Source organism: Bacillus sp. JZ34 (assembly GCF_053903205.1).
In genome coordinates, this window is sequence record NZ_CP096403.1 from 273,322 (window position 1) to 298,876 (window position 25,555).

25 protein-coding genes are annotated in these 25,555 nt (G+C 46.6%); 14 read left to right on the top strand and 11 right to left on the bottom strand.

The window, feature by feature from the left end; all coding sequences use genetic code 11:
- Positions 1 to 43: 43 nt before the first annotated feature.
- From M1D90_RS01295 to licH, 5 genes are all read left to right on the top strand, one after another.
- Entirely contained in the window at positions 44 to 1,990 is a 1,947-nt protein-coding gene (locus M1D90_RS01295) for a BglG family transcription antiterminator (protein WP_145625111.1), read from the top strand.
- 126 nt (positions 1,991 to 2,116) lie between these two features.
- On the top strand, positions 2,117 to 2,422 hold the full coding sequence (gene licB, locus M1D90_RS01300; protein WP_003186297.1) for a PTS lichenan transporter subunit IIB: 306 nt from the start codon (positions 2,117 to 2,119) through the stop codon (positions 2,420 to 2,422).
- 14 nt (positions 2,423 to 2,436) lie between these two features.
- Positions 2,437 to 3,789: a PTS cellobiose transporter subunit IIC gene (gene celB, locus M1D90_RS01305; RefSeq protein ID WP_026580296.1), complete on the top strand. Its 1,353-nt coding sequence runs from the start codon at positions 2,437 to 2,439 to the stop codon at positions 3,787 to 3,789.
- 15 nt (positions 3,790 to 3,804) lie between these two features.
- Positions 3,805 to 4,134, top strand: coding sequence for a PTS lactose/cellobiose transporter subunit IIA (locus tag M1D90_RS01310; protein ID WP_020453402.1), 330 nt, complete (start codon positions 3,805 to 3,807; stop codon positions 4,132 to 4,134).
- Positions 4,134 to 5,462, top strand: a complete 1,329-nt coding sequence (gene licH, locus M1D90_RS01315; RefSeq protein ID WP_020453401.1) for a 6-phospho-beta-glucosidase LicH — start codon at positions 4,134 to 4,136, stop codon at positions 5,460 to 5,462. Before M1D90_RS01310 ends, licH begins: the two co-directional genes overlap by 1 nt.
- 102 nt (positions 5,463 to 5,564) lie before the next feature.
- Here the strand turns inward: licH and M1D90_RS01320 are convergent, their stop codons facing one another.
- From M1D90_RS01320 to M1D90_RS01355, 8 genes are all read right to left on the bottom strand, one after another.
- A complete protein-coding gene (locus M1D90_RS01320) occupies positions 5,565 to 6,827 on the bottom strand; it encodes an MFS transporter (RefSeq protein ID WP_020453400.1) in 1,263 nt (420 codons plus the stop codon).
- Between the two features lie 233 nt (positions 6,828 to 7,060).
- Positions 7,061 to 8,152, bottom strand: coding sequence for a branched-chain amino acid aminotransferase (locus M1D90_RS01325; protein ID WP_035337973.1), 1,092 nt, complete (start codon positions 8,150 to 8,152; stop codon positions 7,061 to 7,063).
- Between the two features lie 171 nt (positions 8,153 to 8,323).
- Complete coding sequence (dltD, locus tag M1D90_RS01330; RefSeq protein ID WP_025810589.1) at positions 8,324 to 9,493, bottom strand: D-alanyl-lipoteichoic acid biosynthesis protein DltD; 1,170 nt, start codon at positions 9,491 to 9,493, stop codon at positions 8,324 to 8,326.
- Positions 9,493 to 9,729, bottom strand: coding sequence for a D-alanine--poly(phosphoribitol) ligase subunit 2 (gene dltC / locus M1D90_RS01335; RefSeq protein ID WP_003186284.1), 237 nt, complete (start codon positions 9,727 to 9,729; stop codon positions 9,493 to 9,495). The genes dltD and dltC overlap by 1 nt, the downstream gene beginning before the upstream one ends.
- A gap of 15 nt (positions 9,730 to 9,744) precedes the next feature.
- Positions 9,745 to 10,902: a D-alanyl-lipoteichoic acid biosynthesis protein DltB gene (gene dltB / locus M1D90_RS01340; protein WP_023856957.1), complete on the bottom strand. Its 1,158-nt coding sequence runs from the start codon at positions 10,900 to 10,902 to the stop codon at positions 9,745 to 9,747.
- Positions 10,899 to 12,407, bottom strand: coding sequence for a D-alanine--poly(phosphoribitol) ligase subunit DltA (dltA, locus tag M1D90_RS01345; protein ID WP_023856958.1), 1,509 nt, complete (start codon positions 12,405 to 12,407; stop codon positions 10,899 to 10,901). The genes dltB and dltA overlap by 4 nt, the downstream gene beginning before the upstream one ends.
- A 14-nt stretch (positions 12,408 to 12,421) precedes the next feature.
- Positions 12,422 to 12,571 carry a teichoic acid D-Ala incorporation-associated protein DltX gene (locus tag M1D90_RS01350; protein WP_023856959.1) on the bottom strand — a complete coding sequence of 50 codons (150 nt, stop codon included), beginning with the start codon at positions 12,569 to 12,571 and terminating at the stop codon, positions 12,422 to 12,424.
- Between the two features lie 243 nt (positions 12,572 to 12,814).
- Positions 12,815 to 12,898, bottom strand: a complete 84-nt coding sequence (locus M1D90_RS01355; RefSeq protein WP_016885663.1) for a YjcZ family sporulation protein — start codon at positions 12,896 to 12,898, stop codon at positions 12,815 to 12,817.
- 213 nt (positions 12,899 to 13,111) lie between these two features.
- Here M1D90_RS01355 and M1D90_RS01360 point away from each other — a divergent pair, with 213 nt between their 5' ends.
- Positions 13,112 to 13,750 carry a GTP pyrophosphokinase gene (locus tag M1D90_RS01360; protein ID WP_031305127.1) on the top strand — a complete coding sequence of 213 codons (639 nt, stop codon included), beginning with the start codon at positions 13,112 to 13,114 and terminating at the stop codon, positions 13,748 to 13,750.
- Here M1D90_RS01360 and M1D90_RS01365 read toward each other — a convergent pair.
- A complete protein-coding gene (locus tag M1D90_RS01365) occupies positions 13,744 to 14,058 on the bottom strand; it encodes a Ger(x)C family spore germination C-terminal domain-containing protein (RefSeq protein WP_039073066.1) in 315 nt (104 codons plus the stop codon). The two genes, M1D90_RS01360 and M1D90_RS01365, sit on opposite strands and share 7 nt — an antisense overlap.
- Before the next feature lie 133 nt (positions 14,059 to 14,191).
- Here M1D90_RS01365 and M1D90_RS01370 point away from each other — a divergent pair, with 133 nt between their 5' ends.
- Entirely contained in the window at positions 14,192 to 14,377 is a 186-nt protein-coding gene (locus M1D90_RS01370) for a hypothetical protein (RefSeq protein WP_023856963.1), read from the top strand.
- Positions 14,378 to 15,739, top strand: coding sequence for an MFS transporter (locus M1D90_RS01375; RefSeq protein ID WP_023856964.1), 1,362 nt, complete (start codon positions 14,378 to 14,380; stop codon positions 15,737 to 15,739).
- A gap of 54 nt (positions 15,740 to 15,793) precedes the next feature.
- On the opposite strand, the gene M1D90_RS01380 is transcribed toward M1D90_RS01375, so the two are convergent.
- A complete protein-coding gene (locus tag M1D90_RS01380; RefSeq protein ID WP_025810590.1) occupies positions 15,794 to 17,143 on the bottom strand; it encodes a M28 family peptidase in 1,350 nt (449 codons plus the stop codon).
- A 229-nt stretch (positions 17,144 to 17,372) separates the two neighbouring features.
- On the opposite strand from M1D90_RS01380, the gene M1D90_RS01385 reads away from it, so the two are divergent.
- The 6 genes from M1D90_RS01385 (at position 17,373) to M1D90_RS01410 (ending at position 23,148) form a co-directional block, all read left to right on the top strand.
- Positions 17,373 to 18,131, top strand: coding sequence for an IclR family transcriptional regulator (locus M1D90_RS01385; protein WP_023856966.1), 759 nt, complete (start codon positions 17,373 to 17,375; stop codon positions 18,129 to 18,131).
- An 18-nt stretch (positions 18,132 to 18,149) separates the two neighbouring features.
- The gene (locus tag M1D90_RS01390; protein ID WP_023856967.1) at positions 18,150 to 19,103 is read left to right on the top strand and encodes a sugar kinase; all 954 of its coding nucleotides are present in this window, start codon (positions 18,150 to 18,152) and stop codon (positions 19,101 to 19,103) included.
- Positions 19,104 to 19,129: 26 nt separating this feature from the next.
- A complete protein-coding gene (locus M1D90_RS01395; protein WP_023856968.1) occupies positions 19,130 to 19,756 on the top strand; it encodes a bifunctional 4-hydroxy-2-oxoglutarate aldolase/2-dehydro-3-deoxy-phosphogluconate aldolase in 627 nt (208 codons plus the stop codon).
- A gap of 15 nt (positions 19,757 to 19,771) precedes the next feature.
- Positions 19,772 to 20,920, top strand: coding sequence for a galactonate dehydratase (gene dgoD, locus M1D90_RS01400; protein WP_023856969.1), 1,149 nt, complete (start codon positions 19,772 to 19,774; stop codon positions 20,918 to 20,920).
- A 61-nt stretch (positions 20,921 to 20,981) separates the two neighbouring features.
- On the top strand, positions 20,982 to 22,313 hold the full coding sequence (locus M1D90_RS01405) for an MFS transporter (RefSeq protein ID WP_456283093.1): 1,332 nt from the start codon (positions 20,982 to 20,984) through the stop codon (positions 22,311 to 22,313).
- 94 nt (positions 22,314 to 22,407) lie between these two features.
- Positions 22,408 to 23,148 (top strand): YwaF family protein, encoded by a 741-nt coding sequence (locus M1D90_RS01410; protein ID WP_023856971.1) that lies wholly within the window; start codon positions 22,408 to 22,410, stop codon positions 23,146 to 23,148.
- 162 nt (positions 23,149 to 23,310) lie between these two features.
- Here the strand turns inward: M1D90_RS01410 and M1D90_RS01415 are convergent, their stop codons facing one another.
- Positions 23,311 to 25,485: an MMPL family transporter gene (locus tag M1D90_RS01415; RefSeq protein WP_231005494.1), complete on the bottom strand. Its 2,175-nt coding sequence runs from the start codon at positions 25,483 to 25,485 to the stop codon at positions 23,311 to 23,313.
- Positions 25,486 to 25,555: the final 70 nt, after the last annotated feature.

Genomic DNA, 25,555 nt, shown 5'->3' on the forward strand with positions numbered 1-25,555 from the left:
GTTTGGTCTCGGTTCAAGTATCTTAGTGGGAGGGTCTTTTTCTATGCTCAATGCTCGGCTTAAGCTTATCCTCGGCGAATTGATAGGAGCAGAATCACCGTTAACCAGCACATATTTGGCCAATGAGCTAAATGTGACCTCTCGGACGATCAGGTCAGATGTGAAAGAATTAGACCGGCTTCTCTCCAAAAACGGCGCTGCCGTTCAATCGATCAGAGGTGCAGGCTATCGGCTCTCCATCAAGAATGACCGCCTCTTTCGCCAGCTTCTGCAGCACACATTTCATGAAGAGCTTTCTACTCCCGTTTTTCCGAATGAGCGTATTCTCTATTTATTAAAAAGGCTTCTCTTAACTGAGGAGTATGTCAAACTTGAAGATTTAGCCGGTGAGATGTTTATCAGCAAATCGACGGTCCAAAACGATATGAGAGATGTGAAGAAAAGGCTTAAACCTTACGACATCGAACTGGAGATCAAACCGAATTACGGCTTTAAGCTGAAGGGAGATGAGATGAAGCTGCGATCCTGCATCGCAGAGCACCTTTTTCCAAAGCGGGAAACGGATATTGATATTATGAACACCCGGATATCCATCCTCCCAAAAGAAGAGCTGGCTATGATCCGTCAGACGATTTTAGAAAAAATAAGCGAAGATCACATTTCTCTTTCAGATATCGGACTAAACAACCTTCTCATTCACGTCGCCATTGCATGCAAACGTATTCGAAGCGGCAAACATGTTTCTCTTTATTCCAAAGATGTAAAGGAGATTATGAATCATAAAGAATATGAAGTGGCGAAGGAGATTGTCCGCACTCTTGAACAAAAGCTGCAAGTGGCATTTCCGGATAAAGAAACGGCCTACATCGCCATCCATCTGCTTGGCGCGAAAAGGACGGTTATGGCCTCCATTCGCAGCGATGCAATCGAAAATATGATGGATGAAGAGACAGACCGGGTGACGAAATTGATCATGAAAGCCATCGATCAAAAATTTACCCTTGGCATTGGGAATGACAAAGAATTAAAAATCGGTCTCGGTCTTCACCTGAAACCGGCTCTGAATCGCTGCAGATACGGCATGAATATCAGAAATCCGATGCTGGACGCAATTAAAGCCAATTATCCCCTCGCATTTGAAGCCGGGATTCAAGCTGGTGAAGTCATCAAAAAAGAGACGGGATTTGACATTCAGGAAAGCGAGGTCGGCTATCTCGCTCTGCATATCGGCGCAGCCATGGAAAGACGAAACATGAACAGGCCCTCAAAACGCTGCATGATTGTCTGCGCGTCAGGAGCCGGAAGCGCCATGCTGCTTCAAGACAGACTGCGGGCTACATTCGGTTCAAAGCTTGAAATCCTTGGAACAGTTGATTACTACAAGCTGAATCAAATGTCTCTCCATGCACTCGATTTTGTCATCAGCACCATACCGCTGTCCGCTGATCTTCCTATTCCGGTGATTCAAGTTAACGCCATATTGGGAGGGGGAGATTTAACGAAAATAGAACAGGTGCTTGCTGAAGATGACGGAATCGCTTCGACCTATACGAAAAAACAGCTCGTCTTTTTGCAGGAAAGTCTGTCTTCCCGAGAGGAGGTCCTCCGCTTTCTGTGCGGAAAAGTGATGCAATCAGGGCTTGCAGACGCTGGGCTTGAAGCCTCCGTCTTTGAACGGGAGGCCGTTGCGCCCACTTGCTTCGGTAATCTGGTTGCAATTCCGCATCCGATGGCACCAAAAACCGATTCGACTTTTTGGGCGGTTTGTACGCTGCAAAAACCGATAGTCTGGGAGAATAAGAGGGTTCAATTCGTTTGCCTTCTTTGCGTAGAAAAGGACAATACAGCAAATTTGCAAGAGATGTACAAATTTTTGGGCCGTGTTTTAGATGACAGGGTCATTGTCCGGGAGCTTCTGAAATGCAAAACGTACGGGGAGTTTATGTCCGTCTTCAAAAAAAGCAGGCCGGCTCATCGATATGCAAAATGAAGATGTCCCCTTGTCTTTTTTCCTCTTCACTGAGGAAAATCATTAAGTGTATATGAAAACGGTTTCATTGTATGATGGAACTGTAAAAGAGATCATACACGATACGTAAAAGGGGGACATATGAACATGAATATCTTACTAGCTTGCGCTGCAGGAATGTCAACGAGTCTGCTTGTGACGAAAATGGAAAAAAGTGCAGAGGAACAAGGCAAAGACTATAAAATCTGGGCCGTTTCCGGAGGAGAGGTTCAGAATCATATCGATAAAGCCGACGTATTGCTTCTTGGCCCGCAAGTCCGTTACATGCTCCCGCAATTAAAAAAATTAGGAGAATCGAAAGGTGTACCCGTCGATGTCATCAATACGGTCCATTACGGAACTTGTAATGGGGCAGAAGTGTTAAAATCCGCCGAACAGCTTGCCGGCTCTTAAAGGAGGCGGCACAAGTGAATAAGTTTAATGCGTTTTTAGAGGAGAAGGTCATGCCGGTTGCCGGCAGAATTGCCGCCCAGCGCCATTTGCAGGCACTCAGAGACGGTATTATTCTGACCATGCCATTAATCATTATCGGATCGCTGTTTCTCATCTTAGCCAATTTGCCGATTCCGGGATATCCGGAATTCATGGCGGGGATTTTCGGCGAGCAATGGGCTGATAAATTAAGCTACCCGGTTAATGTCAGCTTTGACATTATGGCGCTGATCGCAACGTTCGGCATCGCCTACCGGCTGGCCGAAAAATACGACATTGATGCTCTGTCATCAGGTGCCATTGCCGTAGCAGCTTTTCTGCTTGCGACCCCCTACCAGATTCCGTTCACACCGGAAGGCGCAACAGAGGAAATTTTAGTGTCGGGCGGCATCCCGATTTCATTAATGGGAAGCAAAGGTCTGTTTGTCGGCATGCTGATCGCAATGTTCTCGACTGAGGTTTACCGCTGGATCGTTCAAAAGGATATTGTCGTCAAAATGCCGGACGGCGTACCGCCGGCTGTCAGCAAATCATTTATCGCTCTGATTCCGGGATTCGCCGTTATCGGCTCGATTTGGGGGGCGCGCCTTTTAATTGAGATGACGCCGTTTGGAAGCCTCCATAATGTCGTCAACGTACTTTTAGGCACACCTCTGTCCATCCTTGGAGGCAGTCTCGGCGGAAGCCTTATAGCCGAAACTGTGAAAATGCTGCTGTGGTCCTGCGGCCTTCACGGAGCAAATATTGTCGGCGGAGTGATGTCGCCGATCTGGTACGGTGCGATGGACGAAAACCGCCTCGCTTTCCAAGCCGGTGAAGCGCTCCCAAACATATTTACGACACAGTTTTTTGAGATTTGGGTTAACATCGGCGGAAGCGGCGCCACTTTGGCTTTGGTCATTACGATGTTTGTTAGAGCGCGAAGCAAACAGATGAAACAGCTCGGCAGATTAGCCATCGGTCCCGCTATTTTTAACATCAACGAACCGATTATTTTCGGCATGCCGATCGTCATGAATCCGATGCTGCTGATTCCGTTCATCGTGTCGCCGCTGTTAATGTTAACGGCCACCTATATTGGAATGAGTACAGGTCTTGTCGCAAAGCCGGCTGGGATTGCGGTGCCGTGGACAATGCCGCCCGGCTTTTCCGGATATTTAGCAACAGGAGGGAAAATTTCCGGAGCGGTCATGCAGTTGATTAATTTGTTGATTTCGTTTGTCGTATACTATCCGTTCTTTAGAATGTGGGATCTACAAAAGCTGAGAGAAGAGAGCGAACTGGAGGCCGGAACGGCCGTAAGCGACGGTCAACAGGCCAGTGTATAGAAAAGGGGTGCCAAGATGTCCGAGGAATTGGAACGAACGATATTTCAAATTATCCTTCACGGAGGAAACGGCAGGAGCTTTTGCATGGAAGCGATAGCCGAAGCCAAAAAGGGAGATTTCGCCGCTGCAAAAGAAAAGATCCGGGCGGCTGACGAAGAACTGATCAAGGCGCATCATTTTCAGACAGCTTTGATTCAAAATGAAGCGAAGGGGGCGAAAACCGAACCCTCACTTCTCATGATTCATGCCCAAGATCATTTAATGAATGCGATGACCATGAAAGATTTGGCCGCGGAGATTGTCGAGCTGTATGAAAAAATGAATGTCCACGGAGGTGTCAATTGATGAAAAAAGGATTGAAAATCGTAACAATTGGCGGAGGTTCTAGTTATACGCCCGAGCTTGTCGAGGGATTAATCAAACGGCATGACCAACTTCCGGTCAGCGAGCTCTGGCTCGTCGATATACCGGAAGGGGAAGAAAAACTCAATATCGTCGGCACGCTGGCGAAGCGAATGGTCGAAAAAGCGGGCGTCCCGATCGAAGTCCATCTGACGCTCGACCGCAGGGAGGCTTTAAAAGACGCTGATTTTGTCACGACGCAATTCCGCGTCGGTTTGCTCGAAGCGAGGGCAAAAGATGAACGAATTCCATTAAAATACGGGGTGATCGGACAGGAAACAAATGGACCGGGCGGTCTTTTCAAGGGGCTCCGCACCATTCCGGTCATCCTTGAGATTGCAAAAGACATCGAAGAACTGTGCCCTGACGCGTGGCTTGTCAACTTTACCAACCCGGCAGGCATGGTGACTGAAGCACTGCTCCGCTACTCTAATTTGAAAAAAGTCGTCGGGCTCTGCAATGTGCCGATCGGCATGAAGATGGGGGTTGCAAAAGCGCTTGATGTTGATGAAAGCCGCATAAACATTCAATTTGCCGGATTAAATCATATGGTGTTCGGACTCGACGTTTTCCTGGACGGCGTCAGCGTCAAAGACAAAGTGATCGAAGCGATGGCAGATCCCGAAAATGCGATGACGATGAAAAACATCTCCGGAGAATCGTGGGAACCTGACTTTATCCGGGGTCTCGGCCTGATTCCGTGCGGCTACCACCGCTACTACTACAAAACGCAGGAGATGCTTGAACATGAACTGGAGGCTTCAAAAACGGAAGGGACGCGTGCAGAGGTCGTTCAGCAAGTTGAAAAGGAATTGTTTGAGCTGTATAAAGATCCGGAGCTGGCGATCAAACCGCCCCAGCTTGAAAAGCGCGGCGGCGCATATTATAGTGATGCCGCCTGCAACTTGATCAGCTCGATTTATAATGATAAGCACGATATTCAGCCTGTCAACACGATGAATAACGGAGCGATCGCAAGCATTCCGGATGACTCCGCAGTGGAAGTCAACTGTGTCATGACGAAAAACGGGCCGAAACCGATCGCGGTCGGAGATTTGCCTGTCACCGTGAGGGGCCTTGTCCAGCAAATCAAATCATTCGAACGGGTTGCGGCTGAAGCGGCTGTTACAGGTGATTACAACACCGCGCTTGTCGCCATGACAATCAACCCGCTCGTTCCGTCCGACAAGATTGCGAAACAAATACTGGACGAAATGCTTGAAGCGCATAAAGAGCATCTTCCGCAGTTTTTTAGATCTGTAGAAGCATAGGAATAAAATTGAGGTTCCGGTGTGTCAGCCGGAACCTTTTAATAGATATAGGCGCCGCCGTGTCCGAATGGCCCGGCGAAACAGCGGCCGTCCCATTCATGCCTACATATTTGCGCTTGCTTCTTTTTCTTTGACCAGATCTGACTGCCGGGCTTTGGCAAGCTGAGTGAATATGAGGATGCCGATGCCCGCAATGATTTCGATGAAGCCGCCGATTGCGATCACGCTTCCCGCGCCAAGCGTTTTTGCGGCATATCCGCAGGCAATTGCTCCTAAAGGAAGCGATAGATTTGTGATCATATGGATGACTGCGAACACTTGAGGCTGGTCATCCCCTTCGACAGATGTCTGGATAATCGTGAATTCGGGGACATTGATCGAACTGATGGCTGCTCCGAATGCAAAGGCTGCGAGAAATACGAGCGGCAGGAAAGTATTCAGTCCAGCGATAAAATAAGCCGCACCTTCAAGTATGCCTGCCGTGATGAAAAGGAGTCCGTACCTGTTGATTTTTACTTTTGCAAGGATAAAACCAAGTAAAAATGCTCCTCCTGCCGTCGTAGCCTTCAGCAGCGAGTGGATGAACGGCGTTCCGTTTAAATCCTCTGCAACATATACCGCAGAAAGGGCTTCCCAGGGTGAAGCCGCCAGGTTCATGAAGATGCAGTAAATCGCCAGCGGATATAATATTTTGTGGTTTTTCACCAATGTAAATCCTCTTTTTAATCTCGCAAAATATGTACCTCTTTGAGCAAGAGACTTAGATTGTGATTGATTCCGGATGATGGTGTATTTGATGCAAAGCACGAATAGGCCCGATATGATATAAAAGATAAATGAAAAGACCAAAGTCGTTGCAGGACCGATAAAAGTCAGCAGCACACCGCACAATGTAACGGCTCCCAGCCTGATGATTTCTGAAGAAGACTGGAGAATCGCGTTGGCTTTTTGGATGAGATTTTCGTTCACGATCTGCGGAATCAGCGTAATCGACGCCGGGTTATAAGTCGCACCAGTTGCCGAATGGATGATCATGAGCCCTAAAACAAACCACATCGGTGAAAAGCCGTTTAAGTAGCAAATCGGTATTGTAATGACGACGGCTGCTCTTGTTAAATCCGAAAAATACATCCAGAATTTCAGGGCGCTTCTTTTGACTAAAGGCCCTGTAACCGGCGCCAAAAAGGCTTCGGGGAGGAAAGTGACGGCAAGAAGCAGGGAGGTGCCGATTGCACCTTTTCCGTCAAAAATTAAGAACCATAAAATAGAGTTGAAGGCAAAACAGTCAGCCGAGATTTTGATTAGCCTGGAGATGAAAAGGAACGTGTAATTCTTTTCCCAGACGCTCAATTTTGTTTGATCCATTGTTCAGCGTCCTTTCTTGATTTGCATGTTACATGAGAACGGATAATCTCTCCTTTCCGGTGTGGTTATTGATAATTTTAACATAAAATATATAAAATGGAATCGTTTTGTGCGGGGGATTGACTAGGCGGAATGAAAAAGAGGGGCGAGCGGTGTGGAAACAGAGCCTGCCGCCGGTACATTTCGCGATAAGGGTGCAAGCCCTCTTTTTTGCAAAAGAGAGCTTAAACCGCTTAGCAGGATTGGCTGACTTTATCAACTTCAACTGTCCAGCCGAATGTGTCAGGCAAAGCGCCTTTCTGAATACCGGTGATCGTTTGGTAGAGCCTTTTGGCGATTTCGCCTGTTTGTCCGCTGTTGATCACAAGGCTTTCGTTTTTCCAGATCAGCTCGCCGACCGGGGAAATGACAGCGGCGGTTCCGGTGCCGAACGCTTCTTCAAGCAGACCGTCTTTGTGAGCCTGAACCAGTTCATCAACTGAAATTTTCCTTTCGGTTACGGAAAGTCCCCATTGTTTTAATAGATGAATGACGGAATTTCTCGTAATGCCTTCCAAAATACTTCCGTTTAGAGCCGGAGTGACAATTTCACCGCTGATTTTGAAGAAGATGTTCATGCTGCCTACTTCTTCAATGTATTTCTTTTCTACTCCGTCAAGCCAAAGTACTTGCGAGAAGCCTTTGCTTTCCGCCACTTCCTGAGCCTTCAGGCTCGCCGCGTAGTTGCCGGCCGTTTTCGCATTGCCTGTACCGCCTGCCACAGCACGGACAAATTCGCTTTCAACGGCAATTTTCACAGGGCGGATGCCTTCTTTGTAATAAGATCCAACCGGCGATAAAATGATCAGCATTTTATACATATTGGACGGAGCGACGCCGAGGTACGGTTCCGTTGAAATAATGAACGGACGGATATAAAGGGATGTCCCCTCAGCTTGAGGAATCCACTCTTTGTCGATCTGAACCAGCTGCTTCAGCCCTTCCAGAACGGTGTCAGGATCAACCCGCGGAATGCAGAGGCGGTCGTTGGATTTATTGAGCCTCTCGACGTTTTTTTCAGGTCTGAACAGAAGAACGCTGCCTTCGCTTGATAAGTAAGCTTTTAACCCTTCAAAAACGGACTGCCCGTAGTGGTAAACCATTGCAGCCGGGTCCATTTCAATCGGCTGATAAGGAACGATTCTCGGATCGTGCCAGCCGTTTTCAGCCGTATAGTCCATGATAAACATGTGGTCGGTAAAGGTCCGGCCGAATTCGAGCCGGTCAGCCTCTGGCTTTTGCTTTTTTGCTGTACTGAGCTGTACGCTGATCGTTTGTTTTGTCATATTCATTCTCCCTGCCGTTTCTAGTCTTTTTCCAAAAAATATTTATCTTCTATTTTAAACCTTCTCTTGATAATCGCAATAGATTTCAGAGAAATTTGCAAAATAGAATTTTTGGAAACTTTAAAAATTTAAATCGGACAAAAAAAGGACTCCCCATGGGGGAATCCTTTTTTATGATGACTTTTTATAAAAGGATTCGATCTCCTGATCGACGTAAACCCAGCCTTTCCAGCCAAGGTGGAGCGTATCTTTCAAGAAGTATGGATCATATTCATGATTCGTTAAATCAGCAACTTGAAAGCCTTCTTGTTCGATTTCTTTTTTAATCTTTTTATAGAAATCTGTCCGGCCTTTTTTAGGGAAGCCGGTATAGTCGTAAAACTTGCCGTGGACCGGAACCGAGATGAACAGCGGTTCTGCGCCGGATTCTTTCAGAACATCCATCATGAGATGGAAATCGTGGAACTCGACTGACTCGGCATAGTTCATCTTTTTATTGTGGCCTTTAAGCTTTTTCAGCTTCGGCTTCAATTTCTTATAAACGCCGTTTGAAATTTTAAACTCATTGTTGCGGGATTCTTTGGCGCCGACCTTTTCGGCCATCTGCTTTAATTCATCCCACGATTTGTTTTTTACATCCTGGGAAATGGTCCGCTTCGGTCCGTTTCCTTCAACCATGGAATAGTAGATGTCCTTTTTCTCCAGAATGCTCCGGTAAGCTTTTGCCGGCGGCGTCAGAAGGGACAGCGCCACTTTGTCCTGATCGAGCTCGGCTTTAAAAAGGGCTGAAAGCAGAGCGTCGTTTGTAACTGCATGAAATTTAAGCATGCGTTTGATGATTTTTTTCTTCAGCTCGGGATCGACATTTTGATTGAACACAAGATCGTATGCCTGCAAAGCCGAGAAGTTCGGCGCAAAGTGGGATTCGTCCGAGCCGTCTTTTTGAAACCACTGCGGAGAAATAATGAAAACGATTTTCTTGCCCTTTAATTGACCAGACTGCGCCGCAAAGTTGATTGCATGAATCAAGGACTGTGAACCGCCTTTCCCGACCAGGTAAGGCGTGAACCCTTGGTTGTTTACTTTAAAATAGTTAGACGGATGAAAGGCATCTAACCGGGACAATTCCGATGATCCGTAAATCGGCAGATATTTCGGATCTTCAAGCGCTTTGCCTTGAAGATACATACCCTGGAACATCATCGGGTTTATTTCTGTAGCTGAAGTTTCGACACGATCTTTAGGAACCAGTTTTGCCAGCCATGCATTTGGAATCAAGATCGCGGTGAAAAAAAGTAAAAATGCCAAGATGATTGGCCCGAATAAAAAACGCTTTTTCATTATCTCAACTCATTCAGCTGCTTTATGATTTGATTTGGCGTGTTCCATGCATCCCGGTCAAACTCTGTAATCGGCACTGTGATGTTAAAGTGGCTTTCGAATGCAAGCAGCAATTCCACCGTGCCGAAGGAATCGAGGATTCCCTCTTCGAAAATATCAATATCCGGATTTTCCTTTACGATATCGTCCTGACATACCTCTGCTAAAACTGAAAGTACTTCTTGATTAAAATCCATTATGAAAATCTCCTTTTAGTGTATTAGTTTCCCTGAGAAAATTAAAAATCCAAAACATACGAAGTGGAAGGTCACCACGACTGAGACGGCTGTCGTCCACTTATTGTTCGGCCACCACTTGTATTTCTTATTCCATTTTTCAAAGAAGTTAAAGCCGACCATGAGCAGCGCGTGATACAGCCCGTAGACGATGTACTGAGGGGCAAGGCCGTGCCAGACACCCATCAGAAGGAACAGCAGCACATATCCGATATTGGAAACAGCCATCCGGTTTGTGATCCATTTTTTCTTCGTCATCCAAAGGACAAAGCGCATGAACACGTAGTCTCTGAACCAGAATGAAAGCGACATATGCCAGCGGTTCCAGAAATCTTTAATATTGCGGCTGATGAACGGCTTATTAAAGTTTTCAGGGGATTTGATTCCCATGATATAGCTGACGCCGACCGCAAAAGCAGTGTAGCCGGCAAAATCAAAAAACAGATAAAGGCTGTACGCATACATGTATGCCAAGCCATGCGAGATGCTGCCGGAAGTCAAAAACGGCAGTTTCATAATGACATACGTATTAATACAATAGCCGATAATGAATTTATATAAAAAGCCGAGAAAGATTTTATTGATTCCTTTGTAAAGCAGTTCTTCGTATTGCTCCTTCGTCCATACCGTCTGATCGTCTTTTTCAAAACGGCGGTACCTGTCGATCGGACCTGACGAGATGGTCGGGAAAAAGAGAATAAAGTAAAGCAGTCTGCTGATTGGGAGCTGCTTTTTAATGAGACCGTCGCGGGTTTCAATGATGAGCTGAACCCCTTTAAAAGTTAAATACGAGATACCGAGAAATGTTGCCCAGTTGTCAACGGCGAAAAACGGCAGCAGCTTTGACAGTGCCAGAGGCAGGATAGAAGCTGCTGCAGCGAGACAAAATACGATGCCGCTGTTCGCTTTGAGACGGTAAGCGATATAGCCTTTGATCAGAACCATCTGCCAAAGCGTAAACAGGCACAGCATGATCAGCCCGTGCAGGCTGTTTGAAAAAATAAGCGCCAGAACCAGAACGGAAACCGCCATGTTATATAAGCGGAAGCTTTTTCCGTTCAGTCCGAGAATGATGGTCGGCGCCAGTAAAATTCCTAATATGATGAAGAAAAGAAATGAACCATAGGGTGTCATACGGTTACCTCTTCTTTTAATCTCTTGCGGTCAATTTTACCGTTTGCTGTCATCGGAATCTCTTTTTGATACATGAATTTTCTCGGAATCATATATGCAGGCAGCTTGCTGCCCAAATCTTTCTTAATCGCGCTGGTTAACTGGTATTCCTTTTCGAAATCGTGTTCGGCAGGCACGATCATGGCGATCAGATACTCGATTTTCTCCTCGCGGTAGTATGGAATAACGACCGCCGACTGCACGTATCGGGACTGATTGATTTGGTATTCGATCTCTTCAAGCTCAATCCGGTAGCCATGCAGTTTGATTTGGAAATCGAGTCTTCCGAGGAAGAACAGCTGGCCGTTTTCTTTGTACCCTGCGTCACCGGTGCGATAAGCAGGGGCGCCGTTGTAAGAGAAAAACGCTTTTTCCGTCAGCGCTTTTTCGCCTAAATAGCCTTTGCTGACGCTGGCTCCGGTAATAATGATCTCGCCTTTTTCCCCTTCTTGGACGGCTTTTCCGTCTTCATCGATGATCACGATCTCGGTTTCCGGCTTTTCAGAACCGACGGGAAGAGAAGAATACTTGTTTAATACGTCGTCTGTTACTTCGATGGAAGTGACGGCAACAGTCGCTTCGGTCGGGCCGTATGTGTTAAAAACACGAGCCTTCGGAAATCTCTCTTTAAGTTGTCTGGCGACTGACGCGGGAAGCGTTTCTCCGCAGAACATAAACAAGCTCAGTTCAGGAAGCAGCTCTTCAGAATAAGACGGATCCATCAAGCACATTTGTGCGAATGAAGGCGTTGATGTCCAGACGTTGACGTTGGATTGTTTCAGCGCTTCAAACAACAGTTTCGGCCGGTTAATCATATCTTTCGTAACCGTCCATAATGTGCCTCCGGACTGCAGGCACGGATAAAGGTCCATCACCGATAAATCAAAGGAAAACGGGGCTTGATTTAAGAACACTTGGCCGCTTTCCACCGGAAAGTCATTCGTGATCCAATCTGTGAAGCTCTGAAGATTGGCGGCTGAGATTTGCACGCCTTTTGGATTTCCCGTGCTTCCGGATGTGTAGATAATGTAAAAGGTATCTTCACCGTGAACCCAGCGTCCGGGATCTGTCTCCGGCACCCCGTCTCCTTCAAGAACGCCCGGTTCCACAACGGAAATGAGGGCATCTCCCGTGTCAACCGAAGTGCCTGAGTTATTGAGTATAAGCTCGGCTTTTGAGCTGTTGATGATTTTCAGAATCCGGTCTGCCGGAATCGATACGTCAACTGGAATGTACGGATGGCCGGCTTTCACGCAAGCCAGGAAAGAAACCGCCATGACCGGTTTCATATGTCCGTAGACAATGATCGGAGAAGCCTCTGTTAATGCTTCGCTTTGAATCCGCGCGGCAAGGCGCTCAGATTGTGACCAAAGCTCTCCGTATGTCAGCTTTTCTTCTTCATTCACAAAAGCAAGGGTATCGGGTTGTGTTTGCGCGTATTTTTTAATAGTTTCTATCAGTTTCATTGTTTTTTTCTCCATTAAAAGTCATTATAAATATATGAACCTGTATTTGCTGTGTGGAATCCGTAAATTAAAAACAGCAGTACGAGAATAAGAAAGTAATAGGAAGTGTTGAGCAGCCACTTCATTGTTGTTTTTTCATACAACATTTTTAGCTTATTTAACATTGATCTTTTCCTTTCCGTTATTGAATTGCCTTAACAACAGTATAAGACGAAAATGTTGTATAAAAGTTTCATTTGTGGGAGAGTTTTATTTCTGAGCGTTGTCAGCTCAGAGCCTATCCTATTATAAACATTTTTTGTTATTGTGGAAATAACTTCTTTTTAAATCACAAAAAAACAGGCTCATATGAAAAGCGGAGCGCTTTTCGATATGAACCTGCAGTTTGTCGGAAGTGCGTGAAGGAATTAATACTTTACAAAAGCGGAACCCACAATGATCAGCAAAATAAATAATACAACGATCAAAGCGAAGCTATTAGAGTATGACATATTCTCACCTCCGAAAAGTGGTAATACAGAATATGAATGTTTTATGACTTTTGAAAGGGAAATAAATTTATAAAAGTGGAAAATGATCAACCAGACCACTTTTTGATCTTGCGATTTAAGTCGAAACTTTACCGTGGATGTGCCCGTCTACTAACTGAAAAAACGATATGATGTCATAAGGAGAAAAATATAATGGATATGGCGATAGATAAGATGATAGGACTGCCTGAAGCCCAGATAGAAGATTTAAGAAACCTGATGGAGGACTGGAAGAACGAACTCCTTGTCTATAAATTTGCCTTGGATCAAATGGATACGAAATTTTCGATTATCAGCCAGGAATATAATTTAATCCATGGCCATAACCCGATTGAGCATACGAAATCAAGGGTAAAAAGCTTTGAAAGCCTGATCAACAAGCTTGTGCGGAAGGGCTGCGATATTACCACAAAGGCCGCTAAGGAGCACATCAATGATATCGCAGGTCTCAGAATCGTCTGCTCGTTTTTATCCGATATTTACAATATGGTTGAAGTGCTGAAGGAACACGAAGACATCAAGATTTTAAACATGAAAGACTACATTAAAAATCCGAAGCCGAACGGATACAGGAGCCTCCATCTGATTGTAGAAGTGCCTGTTTACTTGACCAACCGCGTCGAGCACGCCAAGGTGGAGATTCAAATCAGGACGATCGCGATGGATTTCTGGGCGAGCCTCGAACATAAAATCTACTACAAATTGAACAATGAAGTGCCGAACCAGCTCACGGATGAGCTGAAAGAAGCGGCTGACATCGCGAACTATCTGGATGAAAAGATGCTTCATATTCGAACAAAAGCGGATCAATAAAAAGCAGCCGGGCATTTTTTAGCCCGGCTGCTATTTTTTTCTGCCGCTTGACCCGAAGTTGTCACTCCTTGAATATCAACCTCATATGTAATATCGGATTCGGTGAAAATCTCATCCCATTTCCCTTCCGCTTTTCGATTCCAGAATTTCAAGACGTCCGTCCGGTATTCACCCTGCAGTTTGCCGAGCGCGCTCTTCATCCACACTTTCACCTGATCTCCGGCAAGACGCTCGACTTCTTTCCGCTTTTTGTTTTGGAAATCATGGCCCGGCGATGCCTTCGCGCTCTTCTTTTGTGAACTTTTCACTATGCCAGCTTCGTCAAATATGTTTTTCAACTAAAAGAAAAGAGGAAGAACGCTCCTTTGTATCAAAGGTTATGACTGTCATGAATCGAAAAAAGAAAACAAGAAAATGATAAGAGCACGAGGAGGTCTAAAAATGAAATCGGATATTGAAAAACTTGCGGAATGCGGTTTGCAAAACGGAGCGGCAGCGATGATGAACCGGGAGTCGCAACGGCTTGATGCTGCTTTATACGGGACCGTCGGCAATGCTTTCGACCGTGATGCGGGTGCGGAAGGTAAAGCGGACGGAGCTGGCGAAAGGCTGCTTTACCCTAAGTAAATGGCCGGATTGAAAAAGAACCGCGCCCTGTTTTTAACAGCCGTTGCATCAGGGACGATGCTGAATCCGCTCAATTCTTCAATGATTTCTTTGGCGCTGCACAGCATCCAGCATGAGTTTCATCTTTCATTTGCAACCGTATCGTGGCTGATTTCATCTTTTTATTTAGCCAGTGCGGTCGCGCAGCCTGTCACGGGAAAAATCGGCGATTTAATCGGTCGGAAAAAGATGTTTTTGTCAGGGCTTGTTCTCGTTGCCGTATCGGCAATCGGCGCTCCTCTCGCACCGGCTTTTTCCGTCTTGCTGATCATGCGTTTGTTTCAATCGATTGGGAGCGGCGCCATTTATCCTTCGGGAGTGGGCCTGATCAGAAGCCACATTCATGAAAAGCGGGCGTCGGCACTAAGTGTGCTGTCCATTTTTTCTTCGGCTATGACCGCTTTTGGACCGACTGTGGGGGGATTTTTAATCGTTCTCGGGGGATGGCCCGCCATTTTCCTTGTGAACTTTCCATTTATTTTGTTCAGCTTTTTGCTGGGGATGTACATGTTTCCGAAAGATGAGAAAAAAGCCGGCTTAAATGTCCGCGCCGTCATCAAGCGGCTTGATCTGACCGGGATTCTTCTGTTTGCGGGCGGAATCGTTCTCCTGCTGGCATTCCTGCTCTCATTGAGCACGGGCGAGCCCCGTTTTGCCGAGGGGATGTTCGGGCTTGTCTTGCTTTTGATGTTTGTTTGGTGGGAGCTGAGAGTGAGCAGCCCGTTTATTGATATCAGACTGTTGATCGCGCGCAGGACGCTAACTTCGGTCTATGCTCAATTTATTATGCTGAACATCTTTAACTACTGTTTGTTTTTTGGACTTCCGAGTTATTTTCAGGATGAAATGCACCTTTCCGTTCAAGCGAGCGGTCTTTTGATGCTGTTCATGTCCGGGACGAGCGTATTGATTTCACCTTTCGTCGGGAGATGGATTGACCGTTCAGGTGAAACGCAGCCTGTTTTCATTGGTTCTTGCATAATGGCGGCCGGCGCCATCCTGCTTACATTGTTTTTTGTCGATGCACCGATGTTGTGGAAAGGCATTATCCTCTCTTTGCTGGGGGTCAGCTACGGACTCGGCAATGTCGCCCTGCAGGCTGCCATGTTTACGGCAAGTCCGCCGGACATCGTCGGGACCACTTCGGGGCTCTTCCAAACATGCCGCTATCTTGGCTCGATCTTTTCGTCCGTCATTCTGGGTCTGTTGTTTGGAGAAGAAATAACCGCGGGTCATTTTCAGGATCTGGGGGTGGTCATGATTGTGGTTGCCATCGGCAGCGTTTTGATGAGCTTCCGGTTTATTAAGCTGATGAAGGATTGAAAAGAAGCGGTATAAAAAAAAGAGCAGATCAATTCGATCTGCTCCTTTTTAATATTATTGGGCGACTGAGCTGTAAGACGGTTTTCTGTTTTCTTTTTTGCTCAGGTTATACACGGCTGTTCCCGAGATTTGACCGGCTGTTTTCAGCCTGTCTTTGCTGATGTGTTCAATCGTGTCGTAAGGAGTGTGGTACCAAGGCTCCAATGCACCTGTTCCCGGCTCTCTCCAAATGAAGTTGGCCGAGTCGATGCCGGCTTCATGGAATGGGACATGGTCGGATGAACCGCCTTGATGTAAAAATAATACGTCTTTCCCAAGGCTTAAAGAAGCGGCTTTACTTAGCTCCCAGACGAGGTTTGCCGAACCGTCGGGTGTATTGATGTACAGCTGTGAAGCATTTTCCCAGCTTGTCGCCACCATATCTAAGTTAAAGTTGGCAACGCTCTGTTTGACTTCCCGCTCTGACAAGGTGCTGACATAATGGCGCGATCCGAGGAGACCGATTTCTTCGGCACCGAATGTAATAAAGCGAATTTCTTTGTCGGCTGGAACCGTCTTCATGATCCGGGCCAGTTCAAGGACGACTGAAGTGCCGGAGGCATTGTCATTGGCTCCGGGAGCATAAGGGACGCTGTCATAATGCGAAGTCACATACACGATGTCCGGATTTTTGACACCTTTTGCTTTGCGGACGCCGATCACGTTTTGCGATGTTTGATTTTTATGAGCCTTCAGCTTCAAGATCGCTTCTTGTTCAGAAAGCAGCTTTTCTCCGTCTTCCTTTTTGACGCCGACTACCGGAACATCGACTTTATTACCGCTGAGATTCGGAGTCAGAGGGACGAGGCCGTCGACGTTATTATAAATGATCACTCCGCTTGCGCCTGCGTCAGCAGCGTTTTTTGCTTTTTCATAGAATGTCAGCTCGCCTCTTAAAATGACGGCGATTTTGCCTCTCGCTTCCTCGGTGAAGTCGCCGGGCAGGCCGAGGCCGGCATCATAGAGAGGAGCTGCCAGGCCTTCTGCTGTTGTCGGGGCGGAGCCGGCGGCAGGCCGCGAAGGCACGTTATTTCCCTGAACGGTAAGCGTTCCTTCCAGCCGATCAGGTATGCTGAAGGTTTGTGTGGTCACTTTCAGATTTGATTTTTTCATCTGTGAGGCGATGAAAGCGGCGCTCTTTTTTTCTTCCGCCGTGCCTGTCACACGCGGTCCGATTGTTTCGCTTAAATGGTAAATCGTTTGATAGGCGCGATTTTCGTTGAATTTTTTGCTGAATTTTTCGACATCTTTTGCGATGGCTGTTTCCTGAGGCGCCGCTTGAACAGCATTTCCCGTTCCATCGGCGAACACGCCGCCTGCTATTACGGATAGCGCCAATCCGATCATCATCATTTTTCTCTTCATACATAAACCTCCTTGATGGTCTTGTTTTCCTGAGAAGAGATATTCGCAGCTGAGCGGGTGAATCCTGCATGCATCTGATAAATGATTCGATAGACCAGTAATTTGAAGTTTGATAAAAAAGTTTTTTTGTTTAATAGGATGGTTGACGTGAGCATTCTTTCTGTTTAGAATACGTCCGAATTATCAGGATCCTGATTTTGAATCACATATGTGAATGTTGGAGGGTGTCATGTCAGTAAAATCCGCGGTACGTGTTGTACGTATATTTGAATTGCTGTCAAATCATCCGGATGGATTAACCGTAAAGGAGATCAGCAAAGAATTGTCGCTGCCGCAGAGCAGTACATTCAATTTGGCCGCTACACTTTTGGATGAAGGATACCTTCAGCAGGATGCTATCAAGCGTTACAGGCTGGGGGCAAAACTGATCCAAGTTGGAACCGCTGCCATGGAGTCGATCGACATTTCGTCGCAAGGTGTTCCGTTTTTAAAACAGCTGATGGACGGCGTTCAGGAGACGGTGTTTATGGCCGTTCTATCCGATGATCAGCTCGTCTACATCGCAAAAATCGATAACAACAGGTCAATCAGAACAACCGCACAGCCCGGTTCGCGCAAGCCGCTATATTGCACCGGGCTTGGCAAGGCATTTTTGGCATTCATGCCGGAGGACAAAAGGGAAGGGCTGCTCGACCGCATGGAATTTATCCGGTTTACCGGGCATACCATCACCGCCAGAGATGAGCTGGAAAAGCAGCTGCAGACATTTTTGGAACAGGGATATGCCGTTGACAATGAAGAAAATGAAGAAGGTTTGTTTTGTCTGGCGGCTCCTGTCTATGGTCCGGATGGCGTAATGAATGCGGCGATCAGCACCGCCGGGCCAAAGGAGCGCATGCTCGCAAGAAAGGCGCTTATCGTTGAGCAGCTGCTTCACACAGCCGGAAAAATTACAGAAAGCATTGGCGGATTTAAAAAGCCGCTTTAGCAAAGGGGGAAAGTTCTGATGGATGTTATTAGCATAGGAGAGACAATGGCGCTGTTCACTCCGAATGAAGACGGCCCTCTCAGATACGCAAGAAACTATCAGGTGAGAATAGCGGGCGCAGAAACCAACACGCTGATCGGACTTTCGAAGCTCGGGAAAAAAGCCGGCTGGATTACCCGGCTTGGAAAAGACGAGTTCGGGGCGATGATTCTTTCTGCTGTCAGAGGAGAAGGAGTCGATGTCAGCCAAGTGAAGCTCGATGACACGGCGCCGACCGGTTTGTTTTTTAAAGAAAAGAAAAGCGCGGCCAAAGTCAATGTCTTCTATTACAGGACGCTTTCAGCGGCGAGTTTTTTGAAAAAAAGCGATATTGATGAGCCATACATTGAGAAAGCGGGGTTTTTATACATTACGGGAATTACCCCGGCTTTAAGTGAAAGCGCTTCAGATGCAGTGTTTTATGCAGTGGAGCTCGCCAAAAAGCACAATAAATGCGTTGTATTTGATCCGAATTTTCGAAAAAAGCTCTGGGACGGAGAGCGGGCGCGGCAGACGATGTTTGATTTGATCAAACAGTCTGATATCGTGCTTCCCGGCTTGAGCGAAGGGCGTTTTTTGTTCGGCACCGCTGATGAGAAAAAAATAGCGGAAGCCATCCGCGGGCACGGGGCTGAAACCGCCATCGTCAAGCTTGGTGCAAAAGGCGCCTATTATTCCAGCGGGAATGAAAACGGCTATGCGGAAGGCTATCAGATTCAGACTGCAGCGGACCCCGTGGGTGCCGGAGACGGCTTTGCAGCCGGTGTATTATCGGGTTTGATTGATCATATTCCGCTTTCTGAAGCTGTCAAACGCGGCTGTGCCGTCGGCGCCATGGTAGCTGCGGTAAACGGTGATATTGAAGGGCTGCCTGACAGCGATTCACTGTTTGCGTTTATGGAACAATCTGATGAAGAAGATGTCAGCCGATAAAAAACCGTAAAGAAAGGGTGGCAGAAATGCATGTATTGTCACAAATCAAAGAACAAAAAGTGATTGCGATCATCCGCGGATACAATCCGGAGGAGGCAGTGAGCATTGCCGGCGCCTTAAAAGCGGGCGGCATCAGGCTTGTGGAAATTACGCTTAATTCCCCTCAAGCGATCAAAGCGATTGAAGCGGTTTCAGAAGATGTTGGAGACGAAATGCTTATCGGAGCGGGAACCGTTCTTGATCCCGAATCTGCGAGAGCGGCGCTTTTAGCCGGCGCGCGGTTTATCCTGTCGCCAACTGTTCATGAAGAGACGATCAAGCTGACAAAGCGATATGGAGCGATCAGCATTCCGGGCGCCTTTACCCCGACGGAAATATTGACGGCGTATGAAAGCGGTGGAGACATCATCAAAGTATTTCCCGGAACGATGGGGCCTGGCTATATCAAAGATATCCACGGACCGCTTCCGCATATTCCGCTGCTTCCGACGGGAGGGGTAGGGTTGGAAAACCTTCACGAGTTTTTACAGGCCGGTGCGGTCGGTGCTGGAATCGGCGGTTCACTTGTGAGGGCTCATCAAGATGTGAATGACGCGTTTTTAGAAGAGCTGTCCAAAAAAGCAAAGCAATTTGTTGAAGCAGCAAAACAGTAAAAGGGGAGATCAGAGATGAAAATAACGGGATTCGAGTGTTTCCAAATTCCACCGCGCTGGCTTTTCTTAAAAATCGAAACGGATGAAGGCATTACAGGGTGGGGAGAGCCGGTAATCGAGGGAAAGGCGGCGACAGTTAAGGCGGCTGTCGGCGAGTTAATGGAATATTTAATCGGCAAAGACCCGATGAACATTGAAGACCACTGGAATGTCATGTACAGAGGCGGATTTTATCGGGGCGGACCCATTCTGATGAGCGCGATTGCAGGAATCGATCAAGCGCTTTGGGACATTAAGGGCAAGTTTTACAATGCGCCCGTGCATCAGCTGCTCGGAGGGAAGAGCAGGGAATCGATCAAGGTCTATTCCTGGATTGGCGGAGACAGGCCTCAAGACGTCGGCCTCGCTGCCAAGGAGGTGGTTGACCAAGGCTTTACAGCCGTCAAAATGAACGGCACGGAAGAGCTGCAATACATTGATTCACATGAAAAAATCGATCAGGTGATTGAAAGAATATCAGCCGTCAGAGAAGCTGTCGGCCCGTACATTGGAATCGGCATCGACTTTCACGGCAGGGTGCACAAGCCGATGGCGAAGATTTTGGCAAAAGAGCTTGAACCGTTTCGCCCGATGTTTATAGAAGAGCCTGTTCTGCCGGAAAACAACGAGGCGCTACGCGATATCGCCAGCCTCGTCTCAATTCCGATTGCGACCGGAGAACGAATGTTTTCAAAGTGGCAGTTTAAAGATCTGCTGACTGACGGCTATGTCGATATTATTCAGCCTGACTTGTCACACGCCGGCGGAATTACCGAATGCAAAAAGATCCTGTCGATGGCGGAAGCATTTGATGTCGCCGCCGCTCCTCACTGTCCGCTGGGCCCGATCGCTCTGGCGGCCTGCCTTCAGGTTGATGCAACGTGCCACAATGCATTTATACAGGAACAAAGCTTAGGAATCCATTACAACAAAGGCACGGATTTGCTTGATTATATCGTGGATCAAAAGGTGTTTTTCTATGAAGACGGCTATGTCCGGATTCCGGATGGCCCGGGCCTTGGGGTGGACATCAATGAAGATCATGTCCGGAAAATGGCTGATATCGGGCATAACTGGCGCAATCCGGTATGGCGGCACAAGGACGGAAGCATAGCTGAATGGTAAAAATGATACCGTTTTCAAAAGATGTCCGTCATTACAAACAAATAAAAGGAGAGGGCCTGTCATGAAACAAGCTGCTGTAAAAGAGAAGCCGACAAAGGTTAGAGTGCGGGTACTGCTGTTTATTTTTGTATGTGTCGTGATCAATTATATGGATCGAAGCAATATCTCAGTCGCAGCTTCTGCAATTGGAGACGATTTAAACATGTCTGCCGTTCAACTGGGTTTGATTTTTTCCGCTTTCGGCTGGGCATACTGCGCCCTGCAAATACCGGGAGGCGGGCTTGTCGATCGGTTTGGCCCGAGGCTTGTCTACGGTTTTACCTTGGTTACTTGGTCGCTCGCAACATTGCTTCAGGGGTTTGTCCGCGGCTTCGGTTCTCTATTCGGGTTGCGTCTTGCGACGGGGGCGTTTGAAGCGCCGGCTTTTCCGACCAATAACCGGGTGGTGACTTCATGGTTCCCTGAACAGGAAAGGGCTTCAGCCATTGCGTTTTATACGTCGGGGCAATTTGCCGGCCTTGCGTTTTTAACGCCGGCGCTCAGCGCCATCCAGCATGTCGTCGGCTGGCGCGGCCTGTTCATCGTAACTGGGGTGATCGGCATCATCTGGGGCCTTATCTGGTATACTTTTTACCGAGATCCCGACCGTCATCCAAAGGTAAACAAGGCTGAACTTGATCATATAGAAAAAGGCGGGGGGATCGTCCGCCGCGGCCGGACTTCCGAAAAGGAAAAATCGGCATTTAATTGGAAGCATTTTAAACAAGTGACCGCTCATCGCAAGCTGTGGGGTATATATATTGGACAGTTCGCCGTTAATTCGACTTTATGGTTTTTTCTGACATGGTTTCCGACATACCTTGTAAAATATAGAGGCCTTGATTTTCTCCAATCCGGTTTTCTCGCCTCGCTTCCGTTTCTTGCGGCGTTCATCGGTGTTCTGTTGTCCGGCTTCCTGTCCGACTTTCTGATCAAAAGGGGCGTATCGGCCGGGGTTGCCCGCAAAACACCGATTATTACCGGATTGATCCTGTCTATTTCCATTATCGGTGCCAATTATGTCGATCAGACATCACTGATCATTTTATTTATGACGCTTGCCTTTTTTGGAAACGGTCTGGCCTCCATTACATGGGTGCTTGTATCGTCTTTAGCGCCTAAGCATTTGATCGGACTGACCGGCGGAGTATTTAATTTTGTCGGCAGCCTCGCCTCCGTTATCGTTCCGATTGTCATCGGCTTTCTCGCAAACGGGGGAAGCTTTGCGCCCGCCCTCGTCTTTATCGGCACCCTTGCCCTTCTGGGAGCCCTTTCCTACATCTTTCTTGTCGGAAAGGTTGAACGGATTCAGGTCAATGATAATGTAAAAGAAAACGATTCTATTTCTATGTGACACCCGGCTGCCGGACATTCGGCGGCCTTTTTGAATAATAGATCATGGTTTGTCACAAAATAACGTTAAAATATTTTGATGACAGGTGCTTAAGATGAAAACATATTTTCAAAAAGATTATCAGCTCGGCTCGTTTCAATTTTTTTCAACATCTCATATACTGACTTTGCTGGTGCTTGCAGCGCTCGGTGTTTGTTTGTTCGTCTTTCGCAAGACGCTGCAAAAACCGCGGTGGAACCGGATGCTTCGCTATGCGTTTGTGGCGGTTTTATTGATTTCTGAAATCAGCTACCACTCCTGGTTTATCTATGTAAATTCCTGGACGCCGCGTTATTGTTTGCCGCTTCACCTCAGCGACCTTTCGGTTTATCTTGTCATCATTCTGTTATTGACGAAAAATCTCACCTTGTTTAAATTTCTTTATTTTGCCGGTTTGGGGAGCGCTTTGCAAGCGATTCTGACGCCTGACTTGGGAAGGTACGGCTTTCCTCATTTCCGCTTTTTTGAATTTTTCATTTCCCACGGAATCGTCGTACTGGCCTGCCTTCTGATGATTGCAGCCGAGAAGTATAAGCCGACCGTGCGCTCTCTCTGGGTCACGTTTCTTCTCGTCAATATTTATGGGGCATTCATCTTTTTAATCAACCGTTTGCTGAAGTCGAACTATATGTACATGATGAAAAAGCCGGGCGGCGGAGCTTCGCTGTTAGACGTGCTCGGGCCGTGGCCATGGTATCTTTTATCAGCGGAAGCGGTCACGATCGTCTTCTTCTATCTTCTCTATCTGCCGTTTTGGATCGCCAGGAAGGTGAAAGAAAAAAAGGATCTTGCATGATTCCTGTATTTCTGAATAGGTTCGGCCGTATTTCATTGGCCAAGAGACTTTAAAAAATCAAAATGAGTGATGCGCCATGAGTGTCTCCTTTTTAACTAATCATTCACACCGTGATCAGGAATATGAAGAAAAAAGCAGATCTCGTAAAAGATCTGCTTTCTATTACATACTGATTTGTTTCTTTTGTTCATAATCTATTTCTGGCTGTATTTCCTTCGTGAGTTGATGCCCTTCTATGTCCACATTCGGAATAATCTTGTCCAGCCATTTTGGCAAATACCAGGCTGCATTCCCCATCAGTTTCATGACACTTGGAATCAGTGTCATTCTTACAATAAAGGCATCAAAGAGCACACCAAAGGAAAGAGCCAACCCGTTGGCTTTAATAGAAGCTTCTCCAGCAAAGATAAATCCTGCAAAAACGAAGATCATGATCAGGCCGGCTGCGGTGACAACAGGACCGCTGTGTTTTAATCCGGCTTGAATCGCTTGTACTGGATTCTTTGTTTTCACATATTCTTCACGCATTCTGCTGACAAGGAATACTTGATAATCCATGGCTAATCCAAACAGAATTCCAATAGATAAAATCGGCAAGAACGCGAGTATCGGCCCTTTTTCTGGTATTTTGAAAAAGTCGACGAGATTCCCGTCTTGTAAAACAAATACACAGATCCCAAGAGTGGCAGTCATTGTCAATACGAAACCAGCAACAGCAACAAGAGGCACAAGCAGCGAACGGAATACGATTGTCAGCAATACAAACGCAAAACCTACAATGAGCACAGCAAACACCGGTATCGCATCATTCAGGCGATCTGAAATGTCAATATTCACGGCAGTCGATCCAGTAACGAGCAAATCTACCCCGTTTTTATCTGATAAGCTGCGTACTTCCTTTACCAAATCCTTCGTTGCCACATCATTTGGACCTGTTTCAGGAACGACCGTAATGATAGCAAAGTTCCCTTCTTTATTAGGCATTGCAGGAGTGACACTCGCTACATGGTCTAGTTCCTTTATTTCTTTCACTGCATCTGTGAAGGCTTCCGCCTTATTTTCTGTCACACTTGTAGCATCCGCTACGATTGTTAATTGACCATTAAATCCTTCTCCAAAACCGTCGGCAAGCAAGTCATATGCCCGGCGTTCCGGATTATCCTTCGCTTTCATCCCTGCATCAGGCAAGCCCAGTTCCAAATGCATAGATGGAATACTAATGACGAGCAAAATGAGAATGCTGCATACACTTAGCATGATAGGGTTTTTTGTGACAAAGCGTCCCCAGACATTTGTTTCAGCGCTTTGTTTATCTTTTTTCTTGTTTGATTTCGGAACCATCCGTTTCCCCGCTATCGATAAGACGGCAGGAACAAGCGTGATTGAGGCGAGAACAGCTAACAATACACTAAGCCCTGCTGTCAGCCCCATTGCAGACATAAAAGGAATGTTAACAACCGTCAATCCGCAAAGTGCGACAATAACAGTAAGTCCGGCAAAAACGACTGCACTCCCAGCTGTTCCGGTAGCTCTGGCAATAGATTCATTCTTTTGTATGCCTTCGCCTAGAAACTGACGGTGCTTCGTAAAAATAAATAAAGCATAATCAATCCCAACAGCAAGGCCAATCATTCCGGCTAATGAAAGACTGACGGAAGCAATATCGAAAACTTGTGTTCCAATCAAAACAAGTCCAATACTAACACCTAATCCAATCAGTGCAGTTAAAATCGGTAAGCCTGCTATTAATAAAGAGCCGAATGTAATGGCTAACACTACAAAGGCCAGGATAATGCCGACAATTTCAGAGATACCGCCTATCTCCATCTCGGCTCCCGGTACATCACCGCTCAGCTCAGCTTGCAGTCCCTCATAATCAGCCATTTTCAAACTGTCTTTTAAGTGTTTGATAGAGTAATCCTTTATATCATCTGCTGATGATTTATACTTGATATCAGCATAGGCAACTGTGCCGTCTTTCGCGATTGTTCCTGTCACAAAAGGACTTGCAATCGAGTCAACAGAACCATCTTTATCGATTTCCTTTAACGTATTTTCTATTGCTTTTTTGGCTGACTCTGCAGTAAGTTTCTCTCCATCTTCAGCACCGAAAATCACCCGTATGCTCCCTTTATCAGGGCCGTGAGGAAATTCTTTTTGAATGACATCCATCGCTTTTTCCGAAGGTGTGTCAGGTATGGACATATCCTCAGAAAAACTTGGTTTTAACGTAATGGCAAGCCCTATCGAAGCAACTAACACAACGATCCACGCGCATATAACTTTTATGCGATGGCGAGCAACCCATCCTCCTAATTTATATAACATTTTTGACATGATAATCTCCTTTCAACACATTGCTTGATCATATTCCTCCTCATTGTAGTGGACAATGAAATAAAAAAAA

Coding starts and splice junctions, on each gene's coding strand:
- M1D90_RS01295 (WP_145625111.1), top strand. CDS start 44: ATGCTCAATGCTCGGCTTAAGCTTATCCTCGGCGAATTGATAGGAGCA.
- licB (WP_003186297.1), top strand. CDS start 2,117: ATGAATATCTTACTAGCTTGCGCTGCAGGAATGTCAACGAGTCTGCTT.
- M1D90_RS01310 (WP_020453402.1), top strand. CDS start 3,805: ATGTCCGAGGAATTGGAACGAACGATATTTCAAATTATCCTTCACGGA.
- licH (WP_020453401.1), top strand. CDS start 4,134: ATGAAAAAAGGATTGAAAATCGTAACAATTGGCGGAGGTTCTAGTTAT.
- M1D90_RS01320 (WP_020453400.1), bottom strand. CDS start 6,827: ATGGATCAAACAAAATTGAGCGTCTGGGAAAAGAATTACACGTTCCTT.
- M1D90_RS01325 (WP_035337973.1), bottom strand. CDS start 8,152: ATGACAAAACAAACGATCAGCGTACAGCTCAGTACAGCAAAAAAGCAA.
- dltD (WP_025810589.1), bottom strand. CDS start 9,493: ATGAAAAAGCGTTTTTTATTCGGGCCAATCATCTTGGCATTTTTACTT.
- dltC (WP_003186284.1), bottom strand. CDS start 9,729: ATGGATTTTAATCAAGAAGTACTTTCAGTTTTAGCAGAGGTATGTCAG.
- dltB (WP_023856957.1), bottom strand. CDS start 10,902: ATGACACCCTATGGTTCATTTCTTTTCTTCATCATATTAGGAATTTTA.
- dltA (WP_023856958.1), bottom strand. CDS start 12,407: ATGAAACTGATAGAAACTATTAAAAAATACGCGCAAACACAACCCGAT.
- M1D90_RS01350 (WP_023856959.1), bottom strand. CDS start 12,571: ATGTTAAATAAGCTAAAAATGTTGTATGAAAAAACAACAATGAAGTGG.
- M1D90_RS01355 (WP_016885663.1), bottom strand. CDS start 12,898: ATGTCATACTCTAATAGCTTCGCTTTGATCGTTGTATTATTTATTTTG.
- M1D90_RS01360 (WP_031305127.1), top strand. CDS start 13,112: ATGATAGGACTGCCTGAAGCCCAGATAGAAGATTTAAGAAACCTGATG.
- M1D90_RS01370 (WP_023856963.1), top strand. CDS start 14,192: ATGAAATCGGATATTGAAAAACTTGCGGAATGCGGTTTGCAAAACGGA.
- M1D90_RS01375 (WP_023856964.1), top strand. CDS start 14,378: ATGGCCGGATTGAAAAAGAACCGCGCCCTGTTTTTAACAGCCGTTGCA.
- M1D90_RS01380 (WP_025810590.1), bottom strand. CDS start 17,143: ATGAAGAGAAAAATGATGATGATCGGATTGGCGCTATCCGTAATAGCA.
- M1D90_RS01385 (WP_023856966.1), top strand. CDS start 17,373: ATGTCAGTAAAATCCGCGGTACGTGTTGTACGTATATTTGAATTGCTG.
- M1D90_RS01390 (WP_023856967.1), top strand. CDS start 18,150: ATGGATGTTATTAGCATAGGAGAGACAATGGCGCTGTTCACTCCGAAT.
- M1D90_RS01395 (WP_023856968.1), top strand. CDS start 19,130: ATGCATGTATTGTCACAAATCAAAGAACAAAAAGTGATTGCGATCATC.
- dgoD (WP_023856969.1), top strand. CDS start 19,772: ATGAAAATAACGGGATTCGAGTGTTTCCAAATTCCACCGCGCTGGCTT.
- M1D90_RS01405 (WP_456283093.1), top strand. CDS start 20,982: ATGAAACAAGCTGCTGTAAAAGAGAAGCCGACAAAGGTTAGAGTGCGG.
- M1D90_RS01410 (WP_023856971.1), top strand. CDS start 22,408: ATGAAAACATATTTTCAAAAAGATTATCAGCTCGGCTCGTTTCAATTT.
- M1D90_RS01415 (WP_231005494.1), bottom strand. CDS start 25,485: ATGTCAAAAATGTTATATAAATTAGGAGGATGGGTTGCTCGCCATCGC.